Below are 16,707 nucleotides of genomic sequence, written 5' to 3'. Positions count from 1 at the left end.
TGTTGCCAGGATGTGTGGACAGAACATGGTGGACAGGACATGGATGGATAGGGCATCGACCACGAGGGGACGCCAGTGCTGCTGTTCGAGGTGTGGGCACCGAACGCCGAGGAGCGGGTCACCCTGTGGCTCGAGGGTGCCGAGCACCCGATGGAGCGGGCCCAGGGCCGGGACGGCTGGTGGGTCACCGAGGCGGCGGCCGACGACGGCGCGCGGTACGGCTTCGCCCTGGACGGCGGCCCGGTACGGCCGGACCCGCGTTCGCGCCGCCAGCCGGACGGCCCCGACGGCACCAGTGCCGTCGTCGATCAGGACGCCTACGCCTGGCGGAAGGACTGGCCGGGCCGCGGCCTGAAGGGCGCCGTGCTGTACGAGCTCCACATCGGCACGTACACCCCGGAGGGCACGCTCGACGCGGCGGCGGCGCGGCTGGGCGAGCTGGCGGAGCTCGGCATCACCCATGTGGAGCTGATGCCGCTGTGCTCGTTCCCGGGTGTGCACGGCTGGGGGTACGACGGGGTGTCCCCCTGGTCGGTCCACGAGCCGTACGGCGGGCCGACGGCGCTGAAACGCTTTGTCGACTCGGCGCACGGGCACGGCCTGGGCGTGGTGCTCGACGTGGTCCACAACCATCTGGGCCCCTCCGGCAACCACCTGCCCGCCTACGGCCCGTACTTCACCGACACGCACCACACCCCGTGGGGCACCGCGATCAATCTGGACGCTCCGGGCTCCGACGAGGTGCGCGCCTGTCTGATCGGCAGCGCTCTGGCCTGGCTGCGCGACTACCGGCTCGACGGGCTGCGGCTGGACGCCGTGCACGCGCTGGTGGACAACCGGGCACTGACGTTTCTGGAGGAGCTGGCGGCCGCCGTCGACTCCCTCGCCGGCGATCTGGGCCGCCCGCTGTTCCTGATCGCCGAGTCGGACCAGTGCGACCCGCGGACGACGACACCCCGGTCACAGGGCGGTCTCGGGCTGCACGCCCAGTGGAACGACGACTTCCATCATGCCCTGCACACCGCCCTGACCGGCGAGTCGCAGGGTTACTACGGGGATTTCGCCCGCGCCCCGATGGCGGCACTGGCCAAGACGCTGACCCGCGGCTTCTTCCACGACGGCACGTACTCGGCCTTCCGCGGCCGCACCCACGGGCGTCCGCTCGACGTGGCGAACACCCCGGCGCACCGGTTTCTCGGCTACGCGCAGACCCACGACCAGATCGGCAACCGGGCGCTCGGCGACCGGCTCTCCGCCACCCTCTCCCCCGGCCTGCTGGCGTGCGCCGCGGCGCTCGTCCTCACCGGCCCGTACACGCCGATGCTGTTCATGGGCGAGGAATGGGGCGCCGCCACACCCTGGCAGTACTTCACCGACCACACCGACCCGGAGCTCGCCGAGGCGGTACGGGTGGGCCGGCGCCGGGAGTTCGCCGCGCACGGCTGGCCCGAGGAGCAGGTGCCCGACCCGCAGGACCCGGCGACCAGGGAGCGTTCGTGCCTGGACAGATCGGAGCGGGAACGCGAGCCGCACGCCGGGCTCCTGGCGTGGCACCGCGAACTGATCGCGCTGCGCCGCGCACTGCCGGACCTGACGGACCCCGACCTGGCGGCCGTGAAGGTCGCCTTCGACGAGCAGGCCCGCTGGCTGGCGTACCGGCGCGGCGATCTGCGGGTGGCGGTCAACCTCGCCAAGGAGCCGGCCGCGATCGCGCTGGGCGGCGGCGGGCGCGTCGCGGCGGCGTGGGGCGAGGTGTCACCGCCGGACCGTGACGGGGTGCTGCGGCTGCCGCCGCAGAGTTGTGCGGTGCTCGCCGATTCCTGACCCCTCCGCGGTCGGCGCCGTCCCGGGGCTAGTGCCGCCCGGAGCCGTACGTGGCGCGGCACATCGCGGTGATGTCCGGATTCGTCAGTCCCTCGGACGCCTCGCACAGGCCGCGCATGCCGTGATGCCCGGGCGGCTGCGGCGGGCGCGGCTGCGGGGGCTGCGGACGGGGGCGCGGCAGGGAGCGAGGCCGCTGGGCCCGGCGCTCGGGTTCCGGGACAGCCCGGGGGGCGGGTGGGGCCGCCGCGGGGCGCCGCTGCCGGACCGGCCTGCTGTTCCCGTTCGTCCCGGGCCCCTCCCTGACCGCCTTCTCCTTCGCCGCCTCCTTCCCCCTGGGCTGTTTCCTCGGGTCTGTGGGTGCCAGCGTCTGACGCGGCGGCGACTGGACGGCGGGCCCCGGCTCGACGGGTGACGGCGAGCGGTCCCCGGCGGGGGCCAGGCTGGCTGCCGGGGCGGGTCGTGGTGGCGAGGGGACGGACACGCATCCGGTCGCACCGATCAGGAACAGAGCGGCGAGAGCCGTGGTCCGGGAAGCGCGCATCCCTCCAGCCTGCCGCAGAAGAAGCCTCCGACCTGCACGGACGATCCCGCAATCACCGGCACGGGTGACCCGGGTCAACCGCGCGCCCCCGGAGCCCCCGGAGCGCCCGGCGACGCAGGGCGCTCGACACGGGCGGTCGAGCCGAACCGCACACCCCCGAACCGCTCAGCGCCGGCCGCTCAACCCTCGTCGTCGCCGGGTCGCCGGTCGTCCTCGGCGACCAGCCGTTCCAGCAGCGCCTGGAACTCCTCGCCGATCATGATCTGCAGACCGTCGCCGTCCCCGGCGCGCTCGCTGAGCTGGGTGAGCGTGCCGTCGTGCCACCAGTAGACGTAGGGGCTGATGGCCCCGGGCGTGTCCTCGTAGCCGGTGGCCGCGAAGGCCGCCATCGCGTTGAGAGCGGGGAGCATGCCGGTGTCGTGGATGGCGTGGAACGCGATCTGGTGCCGGAAGGGCATCGCCACCAGCGCGCCGTCGGCGGTCAACTCCTCGCCGGTGACCTGCCGTACGAGGGTCTCCAGCGCCAGGACCCGGCTGGCGGTGTAGAACGAGTCGCCGAGCACCACCTCGAAGCGCATGCCCTCGGAGTCCTTGACGGTCTCGTGCGCCTCGACCGGCAGGCCACGGAGGTTGTAGAGCGCCTGGTCACGCAGGTACGGCAGGTCTCCGAGCGGTTCAAGGGCCTCGTCCGTGAGCATCATGACGCTCTCCGGAAGGTCGAGCGCGAGGATCTCGTACAGGCCGGGGGCGATGGTGCGGGCGTAGCCGAAGTTGCGGGGGTCGAGGCCCTCGGCGCCGACGACGCGGGGGTAGAGCTGGGCACGGATCTGTTCGGCGGGAAGGGTCTCCAGGGCGGACGGCGCGTCCATGGTGCGCAGCACCATCGCGACGTGCTGGCGGACCAGTTCGGACCAGACCCGGGGTCCGCGTTCGTCGTTGTGGAGCACGGCGGCGAGGTTGCCGAGCCCGAACTGCCGGCCCGCGTCGTCGGAGACCATGTCGGCGTAGACGGTCACCTCGAGGCCCCGCTCGGCGAACGCCTCACGGACCTGGGAACGGAACCGTGTGCCCTCGTCGGCGGAGAAGAAGGAGAACTCGGGGTCCCGGGGCGCATCGCGTCCGTCACGCTTCGGCCCTCGTCGGAACAACCCCACGTCAACCGCCCTCCGCTCGAACGTACCAGTGATTCGAGCCTACCGATCCGAGGTGAACGGCGGGGCCGCCGCCTGCGAGGGCCCACCACTCCCCCTCGACCGGGCCCGCCGTCTGGACACGGGCCCGCCGCCCCGCTCGCCCCTCGGTCGAGGCCCCGGTCAGGTCAGCTCGACCACGAGGTCGGCCCGGTCCCGGCCACGTCGGACCAGTCGCGCGTTGGCCTCGTCGGAGTCGCGGACCCAGCGTTCGGCGAAGGGCCGTTCCTTCCCGAAACGCACATGCCGGTCGACGAGCCGGCGCACCCGCACCTGCTCGTCGAGCTCCAGGAACCACGCCTCGTCGAGGAGCGGCCGTACGCGGGCCCAGTCCCCCTCGTCGTGGAGCAGGTAGTTCCCCTCGGTGACGACCAGCGGCACGCCGGCCGTGACCGGGACGCTCCCGGCGACCGGCTCCTCCAGCACCCGGTCGAACGCGGGCGCGTAGACGGTGCCCGCCGGGTCCTGGTCGCGCAGCCGGGCCAGCAGGGCTGCGTACCCGGCGGCGTCGAAGGTGTCGGGCGCCCCTTTGCGCCCGGCGCGCCCGAGGCGCGCCAGCTCCTGCTGGGCGAGGTGGAAACCGTCCATGGGGACGAGGACGGCAAGGCCGTCCAGCGCTTCGACGAGACGCTCGGCGAGGGTGGACTTCCCCGCTCCGGGGGCGCCGGCGATCCCGAGGATGCGGCGGTGGCGGGGCAGGGCGAGACGGCGGGCGCGCTCGAGCAGGTGGCCGGGTACGGACATGCCGAGCATTGTCGCACCCACGTGCTACGTATAACGTGCCGCGTATGCCCTTCATCGCCCTGGTCACTCTCGTCGTCCGCGACTACGACGAGGCCATCGCCTTCTACACCGACGCCCTCGGCTTCGAACTGGTCGAGGACACCGATCGCGGCGACAGCAGCCGCTGGGTGGTGGTCCGCCCGCCCGGTTCCGCCCCGGGGACTGGCCTGCTGCTCGCCCGCGCCAAGGACGCGGAGCAGCGCGGATGCGTGGGCGCGCAGACCGGCGGACGGGTCGGCTTCTTCCTCCACACCGACGACTTCGCCCGCGACCACGCCCGTATGACGGCGGCGGGCGTCCGCTTCCTGGAGGAGCCGAGGCACGAGACGTACGGCTCGGTCGCGGTCTTCGAGGACCTCTACGGCAACCGGTGGGACCTGCTGGAGCCCAAGTAGCATCCGGCGCATGGCAGATCGTGTCCTCGAACTGCTCAGGCAGCGGCCCGGACTCGCACAACAGGCCGCGTTCCCCTTCGACTTCGACCTCGGGCGCGCGGAGCACGGAGAGGATGTCCTCCTCGCCTCCGGCGCCGCCCTGGAGCCGGTCGCGGGCGACGACACCGGCGGCACGTTCTTCGTGTGCGCAGGCGGACCGGTGCTCTACGCCTCGTCCGAGGGCGAGGCCGGGCTGCTCGGCGACACCGTGAGCGATGCCCTGGAGATCGTCGTCGGCCTGCCCGCCTGGCGCGACCTGGTCCACCCGGCGGCCGGCCCCGCCCTGGCCCGGGAGCTGGAGGACGACATGCGCTCGTCCTACGCCCCCGATCTGGACGACAGGCGGAAGCGTCTGCGCGCCGAACTGGGCCTGCCGGAGCGCTCCTGCGCCGAACTGCTCGCCCGGTTGCACACCGCTCTGTCGCGCACCGACCCCGACCATGTGCTGTTGAACGCGCATGAGTTGTCGGCCTACGAACTGCTCGGCACGCTGCCGCGCACCCCGCTGTGGGACGTGGTCCTCGCTCCGGGGCGGGCCGCCCTGGGTCGCCTGCGGTCGGGCGGGACCGATGCCCGGGACAGCGTTGCCACCGACCCGGTTCTGCGTGCGGGCGTACTGCGTGCGGCCCAGTACGACCGCCGGGAGACCGATCTGCCGCTCCTCCGGTTCCTGCTGCGGTGCGAGACCGCCGCCGCGGACGGAGAACTGTTCCGTGAGCGGTGGCTCGCGGCGGTGCTGGTCGGCCTGCACGGCCGGGAGGAGGACGTACCCCTGATCCGCGAGGCCCGTGGCGGAGCCCTGCGCGACGAGGAGGCCGCGAAGCCGGCCGCTTGGGCCGCGGCGGAGGACGCCGCGCACCACGGCCAGGACCCGGCGACGGAGGACGAGTTCATCTGGACCGGGCTGGCCCGCCGCCAGGGCCGTACCGAACTCGCCCGCGCCGCACTGATCCGCATGCTCGACGACACGGGGCCGGACGCGAAACGGCTCACCTCCCTGGCCCGCGAGTTCGAGGCGCTCGGCGACCACGCCCAGGCGGCCCGGTCCCAGCGCAATGTCGTGGCGCTGCAGGACACCGCCTGGGACCGCGCCGTGACGGGCTCCGTACTGGCCCGCCTCGAACGCAGGACCGGAGACCTGAACGCGGCGTGGCGGACGCTCGGCCGGGTGCGTACGGCCATCGGCCTGGACGGGCCCGTGTCACGGCCCGGCGACCGGCAGCTCGCTCTCGACCTCGGTCCGGCATCCGAACCGCCCGCGCCGGACGCCTGCGCGGCCCAGTGGCACCGCCGTGGGCTCGGGAGGGTGATCACCGAGCAGCATCTCGAGCTTGTGCTCGCGGCGATCGAGGCCGGCCGCCCGGAGCTGGCCAGGGAGGCGATGTCCCACGGCAAGGTGCTTCTCAGGACGATCGACAAGCAGTTCCGCCGGTCCCTGGGCGAGCTCCCCGCGCAGGCCAAGTGGGCGGTCGCGGCGCTTCCTAACGACGCCGGACCGGCCCAAGCAGGCACAGGCTGACAGGGGTGGGGCCGGTGCTCACTCAGCCGGATGCGCGAGGCGGAAGCGGACGCAGACGACGGCCGTGTCGTCGGCCACCTTGTGCCCGGCGTTCTCCCAGAAGCCGGTGTGCACCGCGCGCCAGTGCGCGAGGCTCGTGCAGCCCTCGCCCTCGGCCTGCGCGAACTTCCATGTCACCGACCCGAACGGCACGATCTCGACCGCCTCGACGACCACTTCGGCGACGCGCTCGTCGTCGTTGTCGATGAGCACCAGGCGCTCGCCCGCGAACTCCGGCTCCTCACCCTCGGCCCGGTAGTCGTGCTCCAGGAGCCCGGCGGTCGCCCGCTTCTGCCCGGAGAGCACCAGGGCGTTGAGCCGGTGGCGCATCTCACCAGGAGTTCCCAGGTCGAGCGTGCGCAGTCCGCCGATACGTGGCCACATGGGCGCGAGCCTAACCCGCCTCCCGGCGGGCCCTGCCCGGTCGGCCTCACGGCCCGGTCCTCTGCACCGCCGCGGGGCCCGGACGGAGAAGCTGATCACGGAGTGACCGTGCGGCCGGGCTGGTCGAGCAGCGGAGAGGCGACCGGGCCGCCTTGCGACGACCGCCGCCGGAGCGACGGCGCTCGGCGGATCGGGCCGCGCTACAGCGGCAGCGCGCACACGGCGACCGGTGACCTGAACGCCCGTCCGGCCGGGCGGAGTTCACCGGTCCGGCGGTCGACGTGGAAGACGGTGACCGTGCCGGAGCGCTGGTTCGCCGCGAAGAGGAGCCCGCCGGAGGGCGAGAGAGCGATGTGGCGGGGGAAGTCCCCGCCGACGGGCACGGTGTCCAGCAGCCGCAGCCGGGAGCCGCCGGCTTCGACGGCGTAACGGGTCAGGCTGTTGTGGCCGCGGTTGGCGAGGTACGCGTACCTGCCGTCGCCCGTCACGACGAGCTGGGCGGGGTAGCTGGTGCCGGACCCGGTGCCGGTGGGCTGGGGAGCGGCGGGGCGGAGCCGGCCGGTCCCACGGTCATAGGCGCAGACCTGGACGGTGTTGTCGAGTTCGTTGGCGAGGTACGCGTGGCGGCCCGACGGGTGGAAGGTGAGGTGCCGCGGCCCGGCCCCGGCCCGCACGGTCGCACGGGAGACCTCCGCGAGTGTCCCGGCCCCGGTGTCGAGGCGGTAGGTGTAGACGGTGTCGGTGCCGAGATCGACGGCGAGCACATGGCGCCCGTCCGGGCCCGTGACGAACTGGTGGGCGTGCGGGCCCTCCTGCCCCGGTCCGGGCGGCGGGCTGTCGTGGGTGACCCGGTCCGTGCGCTCGCCGAGCGCGCCGGACGCCTCGATCGGGTGCACGGCCACGGTGCCGGAGCCGTAGTCGGCGCTGAGCAGCCAGCGCCCGGACGGGTGCACGGAGAGGTGGCAGGGCGAGGCCCCGCCCGTGGGGCGGCTGCCGAGGACCTCGGGCGTACCGCCGTCGACGAGCCGTACGGCGGTCACCGAGCCGGTCTCACGCTCGTTGACTGCGTACAGGGCGTGCCCGGACGGGTGCACCGCGAGGTACGACGGGTCGGGGACACCTTCGAGGACACCGGTGCCGGTGATCCTTCCGGTCCGTTCGTCGTACGTCGCCAGTCCGATGCCGGACCCGCCGCCGTCTGCCGAGGTGTAGGTGCCCAGGAACAGGGGGCGGGACCGCTGCCGAGGTGCGGACGACGTGGGACCGGGAGCCATCCGTGACCGTGAGTGGGTGGCCGACTCGTCCGCCTGGCCGCAGCCGGGCAGCGCGGCGGTCGCGGCCACGGCCGCCAGTCCGGTGACGAACCGGCGCCGGCCGGGGGCCGCTGCCCTGCGCCGCGTGGCCTGGTCCGTACTCGTGCCCTTGTCCATGCCCATGCAGCGTAGGGCAGCCCGGGCGCGGCGGCGTCACCTTCGCGGTTCGGCCTCTTCGTCGTCGTAGTCCTCGTCGGCTTCCTCGTCCTCCCCGTCCCCCCTCCTCGTCCTCCTCGCCTTCCTCGCCTTCCTCGTCCTCGTACTCGGCGCTGTCCTCCTCGTCCCCCTCGTCCTCCCGTGACGCTTCCTCCTCCTCGAGCGCGTCCTCGTGGCTGACCACGACCTCGCCGTCGCGGATCTCACCGCGCCAGCCGTCGGGCTGCTCTTCCGTCAGGGACACGTGGCGCTGGAAGTTCTTGAAGTCCAGCCGCAGCCGACGTCCTTGGGCACGCCACAGGTTGCCCGTCTTCTCGAAAAAACCGGAGGGGTAGTACTCGACGACGAGCACGATGCGGGTGAGGGACGGAGCCAGTTCGTGGAAACTGACGCATCCCCGGGTACTTCCCTTTGCGCCCTCCGACGTCCAGACGATCCGGTCGTCGGGAATCTGTTCCTGGACAGTCGCCGACCAGCCGCGCGTGGAGGGCCCCACCTTGACCTTCCAGTCGCTGGAGATCTCGTCCTTCTGCGAGACGCTTCGTACACCCTTGGTGAAACCGCTGAAGGCTGCGTACTGGGTCCAGTGGTCGTACGCGGGTGCGGACGGGCACCCCCACGTCGAGCGTCTCGACGATGTTCATGACCTTGGTGTCACCGGACTTGCGCCCGCCGCCTCCGCCGCCCACCATGTCCTTCACCTTGCCCACGACGTTGTCCTTGGCGCTCTTCGCCTTCGCTCCGACCAGAGCCTTCACCAGGCCGCCGCCCGGGTTCCCTCCCCGCCCTCGGCCACGTCGAGAAGCCTGTCCGTGAGGTCGGCCATCCTGTCCCCCGCCGAGTCCGCCAGGCGTTCGGCCCGGACGCCGAGATAGTCGACGACCTCCTCACGCAGCTGGTCCATGCCGGAGCCCTTCTTGCCCGCAGCACGTCGCGTGCCTGTGCCGGTCATGGCGCTACCTCCGCCGTGAGTCGGAGCCGGACGACGGGCTCTTCCCGGCGGGGCCCGTCCGGCCGGCCGTCTTCTTGGCAGCGGTCTGCTGTCCGGCCGTCTTCCGCCCGCCGCCCTTCGCGGCGGCCTTCGCGGCGCCGGCCGTCTTCTGCCCGACCGCCTTCTCGGCGCGTGCCTTCTTCGCCGATGCCTGCTTGGCGGGTCGCCGGTACGGATCGTCCCGGGGACGGGCGACGGGGCCCCGGCCTTCGTGGCGAGTTCGGTGCACTCGCGGGACTTCGACGAGGCGGCGCTGCGTCGGCACCTGGAGGACCTGGAGTGGCTGGAGGGGGTCGCCTGGGCCCACCACGCGGTGATCGAGGCGCTCGGCGCCGCGACGACCGTGCTGCCGCTGCGGCTCGCGACCGTGTACCTGGACGACGACCGCGCCCGTGAGGCGCTCGACGAGGGCCGCGCGGTCTTCGAACGACTGCTCGCGAGACTCGAGGGGCACGTCGAAGGGGTGTGAAGATCTACGTCGAGTCCTCGGACGAAGCCGTGCGGCCGCCGCCGTCCGAGCCCGCCACCTCCTCCCCGGGTCACGCTCGTCGAGCTGCTGCGCCAGCTCATGGAGCGCCAGGCGCTGCACCGCGTCGACCGGGGCGACCTCACGGAGGACGAGGAGGAGCGGCTGGGGGCGACGCTGCTCCTGCTGCACGACCGCATGGCCGGCCTGTGCGCCGACGGGTTGAGCATGAGCGACCTCAACCTCGACCTCGGCCCGCTGGGAACCCTGCTGCCGCCCGACGACTGACCGCCGCCGACGGCCGGCACCGGCCGCGTCGCCGACTGCGGCGGCGCCCGGCCGGGTACGTGGTATCGACGACACGGACAGGAAAGGCCGGGCCCCTATGACCATGCTGCGTCACGAGAGAGCCTTCCCCGGCGCCGGTGATCTCGTCGAGGGCGCCCCCGGGCTGCGGAGGACCGAGCGCGGGCTGCGGCCCGCACGGCTGCCCGACTGGGCCCGGCGGCAGGTGCTCGACCCGTTCTTCGACCTGGAGGCAGAACTCTCCGCCGGAGCCCGGCTCGCGCTGCGCACCGAGGCCACCCACCTGGAACTCGCCCTGCACGCCGTGCGGGTGCCCGGCCCCGGCGGGGGTCCGGCACCGGCGGCGGTGGATCTGGAGGTCGACGACCGCCTTCTGCGCAGGGAGCCGCTCACCGGCGGGGACCTGATGCTGCCCGCGACGGCGGAGGGCGAGGCGTCACTCGTCGCGGGACGGCCGCAGACCGTCCGCTTCCCGGACCTTCCCGCCGGGGAGAAGGAGATCCGGCTCTGGCTGCCGCACACCGCCGTCTGCGATCTGCTCTCCCTGCGCGCCGACCGCCCGGTGCGACCGTCCCGGCAGGCGGCGTCCCGGCCGCGCTGGGTCCACCACGGCTCGTCCATCAGCCACTGCGCCGAGGCCGCGGGCCCCACCGGCATGTGGCCCGCCGTCGCGGCCAGGGCCCGCGGCCTGGGCCTCACGAACCTCGGCTTCGCGGCCAACGCCATGCTCGACCCGTGCGTGGCACGCGTCATCCGGGACCTGCCCGCCGATCTGATCAGCCTCGAGCTCGGCGTCAACATCGTCGGCGCGGCGGCGATGCGGCTGCGGACCTTCCGGCCCGCCGTCCACGGTTTCCTCGACACGATCAGGGAGAAGCACCCCGAGGTGCCGATGGTGGTCGTCTCCCCCGTGCCGTGCCCGGCCCTGGAGGACCGGCCCGGCCCGCTCGCCGTCGATCCGGCCACGGGCCGGGTCCGCGCCGTGGGCGACCCGCGGGACGCGCCCCTCGGTGCGCTCACCCTGTCCGCCGCGAGGGACCACCTCGCCCGGATCGTCCAGGAGCGGCAGCACTCGGATCCCGCCCTGCTCCACCTCGACGGGCGGATGCTCCTGAAGCCGGAGGAGACGGCGGACCTGCACGACGGACTGCATCCGAATGCGGCTGCTTATCTCCGGATGGGGTCGCGATTCGCCGGCTTCCTCACCGCAGCACACGGAGAAGATTCGCACCTTCTTCACAGGGCGGATGCGCGGTGAATTTCCGTTCAGACACGGCGCACACGCGCGGCGATACCGTGACCGATCAGCAGATAGATCACGGCGGGCAGGCCGTAATTGAGAAGAACTCGGAGGCCGTCCGTGTCCATGGTGAAAATATCCTGTGACCACCAGGCCAGTCCGTCCGCGACTCCTTCGACGAAACCGACGAAGACGTTTCCCTGGTTGGCTTCGAGCAGGTAGAGCAGGATCCACAGGCCCAGGAACGCGGCGGCGATGTCGGCGACGGTGTGGATGATCAGCGCCGTGCGCCGCACGGCGGAGCCGTCACCGCCGCGCCCGTAGGGCTGGGGGCCGCCGCCTGCGGGATCGTGGTCGTAACGCTGATTCTGCGGCATGGGCTGCGGGTTGCTCATGGGAAATCCCAATCCTGACGCGTCGGTCGTCTCGGCAATGTGTCGGCGACACGGCAATTCGAACTCCTCCGAGAAGGCGCCGGCCGGCCGCGGTCGCGTGCGGTCGCATTTCACGCCCGCATGAAAAACTGCGCCACCCGGAAAGCTGGCGTTACAGCGGCGCCGCTTTCCGTTGCCCCGGCCACATCTGCACCGAGCCGGAGCGGTTGTCCCGGTCTGTTGCGCCGGCCCGTCGGACCGGGGCGGAGTTCGGCACGGGCAGGTCTCGGAGGGGTGAACTCCGAACGTCCCAGGCATCTCGCGGATGAACGTGTTCGAAAGTCTCGCGACGGCCGTGGCGGACGCGTGCCTGCGCTCCTAGTTTTGGCGCCACATCTGCATCGAGAGCTTCGGAGCATCAGGAGTCGGCGGTGGACGGTTTTCCCTGGGAGTCACTGATCGCGGTCCTGGGTCTGGCCATCCCTGTCGCGGCGGCCATGTGGGAGTTCGCGCTTGTCGGCCGCAAGAGGCTCGGCTACCGCGCCCGCCCGCCGTCACGGCAGGTCCAGCTCCACGCGCACCGTCTTCCCCACCGGTACGCGGTCGAGCACGGCCCACCGGTCCGCGAGCGCCTCGACCAGCAGGAGCCCGCGACCGCCGTCGGCGAGCGGTGGCGGCGGGGCGGTGTGCGACGGCGGCCGGCGCTCGCCGCGCGTGTCGGAGACCTCGATGCGCAGCGTCGGTGACGTACGGGTGAGGCGCAGCTCGAAGTCCCGTCCCGGTACGCGCCCGTGCGTCACGGCGTTCGCGGCGAGTTCGGCCACCAGGAGCCCAACGGTGTCGGAGACGTCCGAGCCGTGCGGGACGCCCCAGGCGTGGAGCTGGTGCAGGGCGAGATGCCGGGCGAGCCGGGCCCCGAGGCGAGTGGAGCTGAAGCGCTGGGTGAACACGCGTACGGTACCGGCCTGTTGAGGCGTGATCGGTGGTTGCATACCGGCCACCGTGGCGGCCTGCGGCAGCGTTCCCCCAGATCAGGCGCTCGTACGCATCGCCAGCGTACGGGTACGCAGGGTGGACAGTACGGGTAACCCAGCGTGCCCATGGGCGGGTTGCCGCAGTTGTACAGGGCCGCCGGGACACGCGGGAGGGGCCGCAGATGACGGAGACGGAGACAGCGGGCGCATCGGGGGGCGGGGAACCCGAGGTGTCGGAGAGCCTGAAGTCGTTCGGGGAGGTCGTCAAGGCCTTCCGCAAACGGGCGCGGCTGACGCAGGAGGAGTTCGCGCCGCTGGTACGGTACTCGCTTCCCACGGTGGCCTCCATCGAGCAGGGCAGGCGGTTCCCGCCGCCGGACTTCGTGGACCGGGCGGAGGAGGTACTGGACGGCTTCGGCGTGCTGAGGGGCGCGGCGAAGCATCTGTCGCGCACACCGGGCCTGGCGAGCTGGTTCCGCCAGTGGGCGCGGCTGGAGGCGGAGGCGGTCAGCCTCTGCACGTACGAATGCCGGTTGATTCCGGGCCTGTTGCAGACGGAGGCGTACGCGCTGCGGCTGTTCCGGGACCAGTTGCCGCCGCTCGGCGACCAGCAGGTCGCGGCACAGATGACGGCCCGGCAGGAACGGCAGCGGCTGCTGACGGAGCGGTCCAACACCGCGTACAGCTTCATCGTCGAGGAGCATCTGCTGCGCAGGGAGCTGGACGGCGAGCGGACGACCCGGGAGCTGGTCGGCCACCTCATCGGCCTCGCGGAGCGCCGCAACATCGAGCTCCAGATCATGCCGGTGGTACGGGAGAGCCACGCGGGGCTGCACGGCCCCATGCGGCTCCTTGAGACCCCGGACAACCGGTGGCTGGCCTACTGCGAGGGGCAGGAGAGTGGGCAGCTCATCACCGACCGGAAAGTGGTCAGCGTGCTCCAGATGCGGTATGCCAGGATGCGATCGCAGGCTCTCACGCTTCCGGACTCCCTGGGCCTGCTACGGCAGATGCGAGGAGCGGCATGAGCGGCACCACCGAACTGGCCTGGTTCAAGAGCAGCTACAGCAGCGGCGACGGCGACTCCTGCGTGGAGATCGTTCTGTCCTGGCACAAGTCCAGCTACAGCAGCGGCTCGGGCGACGACTGCGTCGAGGTCGCCGCCTGCCCCACCACCGTCCACGTCCGCGACTCCAAGCTCACCGACGGCCCCCGGCTCGCCCTCACCCCGGGCCCCTGGACGGACTTCGTCCGCCACGCCTCGGCCGACGCGGTCTGACAGCGGTGCGGCCCCCCCCACATGCGGGGCCGCACGGCGGCGTTCCGGCGCGGTCAGCTCGTGACGGCCGGCTGCTCCGGCTCCAGCGAGTTGCCGGCGGGGATACGGCCGCAACTGCTCGGGGCGGCCTCACCTTCGAAGCGGTCGTCCAGCCAGGCCATCGCGCGCGGCGTCCAGTGCAGCATGGCGCCGACGTGGCTGAGCAGGTTGTACTGCTCGTACGTGATCGCCTCGTTGCCCGTGGCGCAGTACTGGCGGGCCAGCGCCCGCACGTCGCCGGCGACCATGACGCCGTCGCCCGTGCCGATGCCCGGCGGGTTGTTGAACGTCCCCTCCAGCCAGCCCGCGTTGCCCTGCCCGATGAACCCGGGGACCGTCGGGGTGGGGGCCTGACCGAGGTTGACCTTGTTGACCGCCTCGGTGAAGGCGGGAATGGCGTTCGGGTCCTCGTACCCCGGCTTCACCAGCTCCTTCCAGGTCATCCCCGGGTAGCGGCCCAGCGCGTCGGTGATCGACGCGTGCTCGAGCTCGCCGAAGACCTCACGGCCCTTCTCGCTCAGGTAGGGCTCGAGGTCGATGCCGTACGCGCGGGCGACGCCGATGACCGCCATCGGGATCACGCCGTTCCACGCGAGGGAGGCGTCGACGTACTTCAGGTTGTGCGCCGGGGCGACGAGCACCCCTCCCTCGGCGAAGCCGACCAGCTGCTCGTTGACCTCGGGCGCGTACGCCGGGGCCAGAGCCACCGCCCAGTTGGTGGCGATGGACCCGCCGGAGTAACCGAACAGGCCGAACTCGGTTCCGCCGTGCAGGCGGGACCCCTCGGCGCGGAGACTCGCCCGGATCGAGTCCAGCGTGTTCGTCCCGTACGCCGGACCGGCGGCGAACTCGGCGGTCTGGCCCTCGGTGTCAGGGATGACAAGGTCGTACCCCTTGAGCAGCATCGGCGCCATGACGACGGCCTCGACGTTGGCGATCATTCCGCCGAGGGAGACGTCACCGGCAATGGCTCGGGAGGGGCCGTGCTCCGGGTCGAGGGAGTCGTAGAACGACTGGTACGACACGGCCTTGGTGCCGTCGCCGACATGGCTGCGGACCACGGTGGTCACGTTGGCCGAGGGACGGCCCTGGGCATCGGTCGAGCGGTAGAGCAGCTGGGTCGCCTTCATCGGTGTGGGGATTCCGACGATGTGGTAGTCCAGCGTGCGCTTCTTCAGGACGTCGCCCGGCTTGTAAGAGGACAGCGGCTTGCTGCCGTCGTAACGGTAGAACGGGTCGGGCGACGTGGTGTTGGTCTGTGCGTACGCGGTGGCTGCGGTGGGCGCGGCGGTCGCGGCCGGCGCGGTGCCGACGGTAAGTGCAGCGACGACGGCGGTGGCCAGCAGGCCGGCGGCTCTCCGGTTCATGGCTCCCCTGGTATGTGAAGTGGGACACGCACCCTTACTCGGGGGTAAGTTACCGGAGGTTAACCGTGCTGCCCATAGGCGTGTTGACAAATTTTCAACACTCGCAGGATCAGGCGAGCGCCTCAGTGCCGGATCAGGCCGCCGACCGGGACGGGGGCTACGTGGCCCGTTGCCGGAACGGACCGTGCCAGGGCGAGGCCGATGTCGAGCAGTGACGACCGGCCGAGGCGAGCGACCTCGGGGATCGGGGTCCAGGCCGATTCGGCGGTCTCGCCGCTCGGTTCGGGCCGAAGTCGGCCGCCGGTGATGCGAACCTGGTAGAAGATCCCGACATTGTGGAGCTCGGGCCGACCGGGCAGGCGGCGCTCGGCCGCAGGGATCACCCTTGAGTCCACACCCAGCAGGCGTTCGACCACAGCGTCCAGGCCGGTCTCCTCGGTGACCTCCCGGATCACCGCGTCGAACGGATCCTCCGCGTGCTCGACCCTGCCGCCCGGAAGCGTCCAGGTCTTCTCACCGTCCGGCTTCACGGCGTGTGCGAGCAGCACCCGTTCGTCCTCGATGCACACGGCGTACGCCGCCAGTCGCAGATCCATCCCCGGAGGCTATCCCCGCCCCTCTGCAAGGACTTCACCGATGCGGCGTCCGAGGACCCGCCCTGACGCGTCCCGACCCACGCTCAAGAAGCAGCTGCGGGAGCAGCGTTCGCTGAGCCGGACCTGCTCACTGCCGCAGCCCTCGGTTCCCGACAGCAAAGTCGGGACCTGGCGCTTCTCCAGAACCCGCAGGATCACCTGCGCCCGCTCCTCCGCCCGGCCCGCCTCCCGGCCCTCCTCGCGACCTTCCTCGACGCCCTTGAGGGACGCCGTGCCGGCGCGAGGTCAGACGTGGGCGGTGCCGCCGTCCTTCGCCATCGCCTCGGCGATCCGGCGGTTGGTGGCCTGCCAGACGTCCTTGGGGACCTTCGGCAACACGTCGTCCCAGAGCGGCAGGCAGCTGCCGCGCATCTGGGTCATGCCTTCCGGCCGGGCGATCAGGAACATGTGCAGGTGCGCGCCGCCGTCGCCCCACTTGTTGACGTGGACCCGGGCGACACCCCCCAGCGACTTGATCGCACGCTCCACGCGCTGGAGCATTCCGCCGAGTTCGGCGGCGCGCTCCGGTGGCAGTTCGTGCAGGTCGTAGTGCCCGCGCGGCTGGAGGAGGACGGTGGCGGGGAGCGCACCCGGTTCCGGGTCGGCGCTGAGCCTCCAGTGGTCGTCCGTCCACAGGAAGTCCGCGTCCGGGCTGCCGCAGGCCCCGCAGTCCGCGGGTCCGGCCTCGCCGTGCCGCGCGGGCTCCGGCAGGGTCGGCTCGTCCAGGACCTTGATGCGGAGGTCTCCTTCGTAAGGGAAGACCTCCCAGAACGGGATGCCGTCGGACGGGAACGGTATCCGCTTCCCGATGGGCAACCGCCTGACGTACTCGCTCGGTTCGACAGTCATGGCC

General features: G+C 72.1%; 17 protein-coding genes and 2 pseudogenes. 8 read left to right on the top strand and 11 right to left on the bottom strand.

The annotated features are described in order from the left end of the window. Window positions 1-78: 78 nt before the first annotated feature. Complete coding sequence (treZ, locus tag OGH68_RS29490) at window positions 79-1,824, top strand: malto-oligosyltrehalose trehalohydrolase (RefSeq protein WP_264250345.1); 1,746 nt, start codon at window positions 79-81, stop codon at window positions 1,822-1,824. 720 nt (window positions 1,825-2,544) lie between these two features. Here treZ and OGH68_RS29485 read toward each other — a convergent pair. Next, on the bottom strand, window positions 2,545-3,519 hold the full coding sequence (locus tag OGH68_RS29485) for a DUF1444 domain-containing protein (protein WP_264248159.1): 975 nt from the start codon (window positions 3,517-3,519) through the stop codon (window positions 2,545-2,547). Window positions 3,520-3,678: 159 nt separating this feature from the next. Continuing rightward, entirely contained in the window at window positions 3,679-4,308 is a 630-nt protein-coding gene (locus OGH68_RS29480) for a nucleoside/nucleotide kinase family protein (RefSeq protein WP_264250344.1), read from the bottom strand. Between the two features lie 35 nt (window positions 4,309-4,343). On the opposite strand from OGH68_RS29480, the gene OGH68_RS29475 reads away from it, so the two are divergent. Further along, entirely contained in the window at window positions 4,344-4,733 is a 390-nt protein-coding gene (locus OGH68_RS29475; protein WP_264248157.1) for a VOC family protein, read from the top strand. A 10-nt stretch (window positions 4,734-4,743) separates the two neighbouring features. Beyond that, entirely contained in the window at window positions 4,744-6,291 is a 1,548-nt protein-coding gene (locus OGH68_RS29470; protein ID WP_264248155.1) for a hypothetical protein, read from the top strand. 18 nt (window positions 6,292-6,309) lie between these two features. Here OGH68_RS29470 and OGH68_RS29465 read toward each other — a convergent pair whose 3' ends face one another. From OGH68_RS29465 to OGH68_RS29450, 4 genes and pseudogenes are all read right to left on the bottom strand, one after another. Next, complete coding sequence (locus tag OGH68_RS29465) at window positions 6,310-6,714, bottom strand: ASCH domain-containing protein (RefSeq protein WP_264248153.1); 405 nt, start codon at window positions 6,712-6,714, stop codon at window positions 6,310-6,312. Window positions 6,715-6,914: 200 nt separating this feature from the next. Continuing rightward, a complete protein-coding gene (locus OGH68_RS29460) occupies window positions 6,915-8,144 on the bottom strand; it encodes a lactonase family protein (protein WP_264248151.1) in 1,230 nt (409 codons plus the stop codon). 36 nt (window positions 8,145-8,180) lie between these two features. Then, window positions 8,181-9,135, bottom strand: a pseudogene (locus tag OGH68_RS29455) (SRPBCC family protein). Window positions 9,136-9,139: 4 nt separating this feature from the next. Next, window positions 9,140-9,403, bottom strand: coding sequence for a hypothetical protein (locus OGH68_RS29450; protein WP_264250467.1), 264 nt, complete (start codon window positions 9,401-9,403; stop codon window positions 9,140-9,142). Between OGH68_RS29450 and OGH68_RS29445 the strand changes: the two genes are divergently transcribed. The 3 genes and pseudogenes from OGH68_RS29445 to OGH68_RS29435 all read left to right on the top strand — a co-directional run bounded on the left by OGH68_RS29445 (window position 9,386) and on the right by OGH68_RS29435 (window position 11,204). After that, on the top strand, window positions 9,386-9,643 hold the full coding sequence (locus tag OGH68_RS29445; protein WP_319020251.1) for a GvpL/GvpF family gas vesicle protein: 258 nt from the start codon (window positions 9,386-9,388) through the stop codon (window positions 9,641-9,643). The genes OGH68_RS29450 and OGH68_RS29445 overlap by 18 nt on opposite strands. A 69-nt stretch (window positions 9,644-9,712) precedes the next feature. After that, a pseudogene (locus OGH68_RS29440) lies at window positions 9,713-9,928 on the top strand (gas vesicle protein K); the annotation flags it as partial. Between the two features lie 97 nt (window positions 9,929-10,025). Further along, entirely contained in the window at window positions 10,026-11,204 is a 1,179-nt protein-coding gene (locus OGH68_RS29435; protein WP_264248149.1) for a GDSL-type esterase/lipase family protein, read from the top strand. Window positions 11,205-11,212: 8 nt separating this feature from the next. On the opposite strand, the gene OGH68_RS29430 is transcribed toward OGH68_RS29435, so the two are convergent. Both OGH68_RS29430 and OGH68_RS29425 read right to left on the bottom strand, forming a co-directional pair. Next, window positions 11,213-11,581, bottom strand: a complete 369-nt coding sequence (locus OGH68_RS29430) for a hypothetical protein (RefSeq protein ID WP_264248148.1) — start codon at window positions 11,579-11,581, stop codon at window positions 11,213-11,215. A 533-nt stretch (window positions 11,582-12,114) separates the two neighbouring features. Beyond that, a complete protein-coding gene (locus OGH68_RS29425) occupies window positions 12,115-12,552 on the bottom strand; it encodes an ATP-binding protein (protein WP_264248146.1) in 438 nt (145 codons plus the stop codon). A 164-nt stretch (window positions 12,553-12,716) separates the two neighbouring features. Between OGH68_RS29425 and OGH68_RS29420 the strand changes: the two genes are divergently transcribed. Further along, window positions 12,717-13,562: a helix-turn-helix domain-containing protein gene (locus OGH68_RS29420; protein ID WP_264248143.1), complete on the top strand. Its 846-nt coding sequence runs from the start codon at window positions 12,717-12,719 to the stop codon at window positions 13,560-13,562. Beyond that, window positions 13,559-13,813, top strand: coding sequence for a DUF397 domain-containing protein (locus OGH68_RS29415; protein WP_264248142.1), 255 nt, complete (start codon window positions 13,559-13,561; stop codon window positions 13,811-13,813). The genes OGH68_RS29420 and OGH68_RS29415 overlap by 4 nt, the downstream gene beginning before the upstream one ends. A 53-nt stretch (window positions 13,814-13,866) precedes the next feature. Here OGH68_RS29415 and OGH68_RS29410 read toward each other — a convergent pair whose 3' ends face one another. The 3 genes from OGH68_RS29410 to OGH68_RS29400 all read right to left on the bottom strand — a co-directional run bounded on the left by OGH68_RS29410 (window position 13,867) and on the right by OGH68_RS29400 (window position 16,703). Further along, window positions 13,867-15,219, bottom strand: coding sequence for a lipase family protein (locus tag OGH68_RS29410; RefSeq protein ID WP_264248140.1), 1,353 nt, complete (start codon window positions 15,217-15,219; stop codon window positions 13,867-13,869). Between the two features lie 122 nt (window positions 15,220-15,341). After that, window positions 15,342-15,815, bottom strand: coding sequence for an NUDIX hydrolase (locus OGH68_RS29405; RefSeq protein WP_264248137.1), 474 nt, complete (start codon window positions 15,813-15,815; stop codon window positions 15,342-15,344). A 285-nt stretch (window positions 15,816-16,100) separates the two neighbouring features. Continuing rightward, the gene (locus OGH68_RS29400) at window positions 16,101-16,703 is read right to left on the bottom strand and encodes an HIT family protein (protein ID WP_264248135.1); all 603 of its coding nucleotides are present in this window, start codon (window positions 16,701-16,703) and stop codon (window positions 16,101-16,103) included. Window positions 16,704-16,707 lie beyond the last annotated feature (4 nt).

The organism is Streptomyces peucetius (genome assembly GCF_025854275.1).
Classification (GTDB): domain Bacteria; phylum Actinomycetota; class Actinomycetes; order Streptomycetales; family Streptomycetaceae; genus Streptomyces; species Streptomyces peucetius_A.
This window is presented reverse-complemented; position numbering and strand designations above follow the sequence as displayed.

What these genes read in the sequence shown, in the direction of transcription:
- OGH68_RS29480 (WP_264250344.1), bottom strand. Translation starts at nt 4,308, where the DNA reads ATGCTCGGCATGTCCGTACCCGGCCACCTGCTCGAGCGCGCCCGCCGT.
- OGH68_RS29475 (WP_264248157.1), top strand. Translation starts at nt 4,344, where the DNA reads ATGCCCTTCATCGCCCTGGTCACTCTCGTCGTCCGCGACTACGACGAG.
- OGH68_RS29470 (WP_264248155.1), top strand. Translation starts at nt 4,744, where the DNA reads ATGGCAGATCGTGTCCTCGAACTGCTCAGGCAGCGGCCCGGACTCGCA.
- OGH68_RS29465 (WP_264248153.1), bottom strand. Translation starts at nt 6,714, where the DNA reads ATGTGGCCACGTATCGGCGGACTGCGCACGCTCGACCTGGGAACTCCT.
- OGH68_RS29460 (WP_264248151.1), bottom strand. Translation starts at nt 8,144, where the DNA reads ATGGACAAGGGCACGAGTACGGACCAGGCCACGCGGCGCAGGGCAGCG.
- OGH68_RS29435 (WP_264248149.1), top strand. Translation starts at nt 10,026, where the DNA reads ATGACCATGCTGCGTCACGAGAGAGCCTTCCCCGGCGCCGGTGATCTC.
- OGH68_RS29430 (WP_264248148.1), bottom strand. Translation starts at nt 11,581, where the DNA reads ATGAGCAACCCGCAGCCCATGCCGCAGAATCAGCGTTACGACCACGAT.
- OGH68_RS29425 (WP_264248146.1), bottom strand. Translation starts at nt 12,552, where the DNA reads ATGCAACCACCGATCACGCCTCAACAGGCCGGTACCGTACGCGTGTTC.
- OGH68_RS29420 (WP_264248143.1), top strand. Translation starts at nt 12,717, where the DNA reads ATGACGGAGACGGAGACAGCGGGCGCATCGGGGGGCGGGGAACCCGAG.
- OGH68_RS29415 (WP_264248142.1), top strand. Translation starts at nt 13,559, where the DNA reads ATGAGCGGCACCACCGAACTGGCCTGGTTCAAGAGCAGCTACAGCAGC.
- OGH68_RS29410 (WP_264248140.1), bottom strand. Translation starts at nt 15,219, where the DNA reads ATGAACCGGAGAGCCGCCGGCCTGCTGGCCACCGCCGTCGTCGCTGCA.
- OGH68_RS29405 (WP_264248137.1), bottom strand. Translation starts at nt 15,815, where the DNA reads ATGGATCTGCGACTGGCGGCGTACGCCGTGTGCATCGAGGACGAACGG.
- OGH68_RS29400 (WP_264248135.1), bottom strand. Translation starts at nt 16,703, where the DNA reads ATGACTGTCGAACCGAGCGAGTACGTCAGGCGGTTGCCCATCGGGAAG.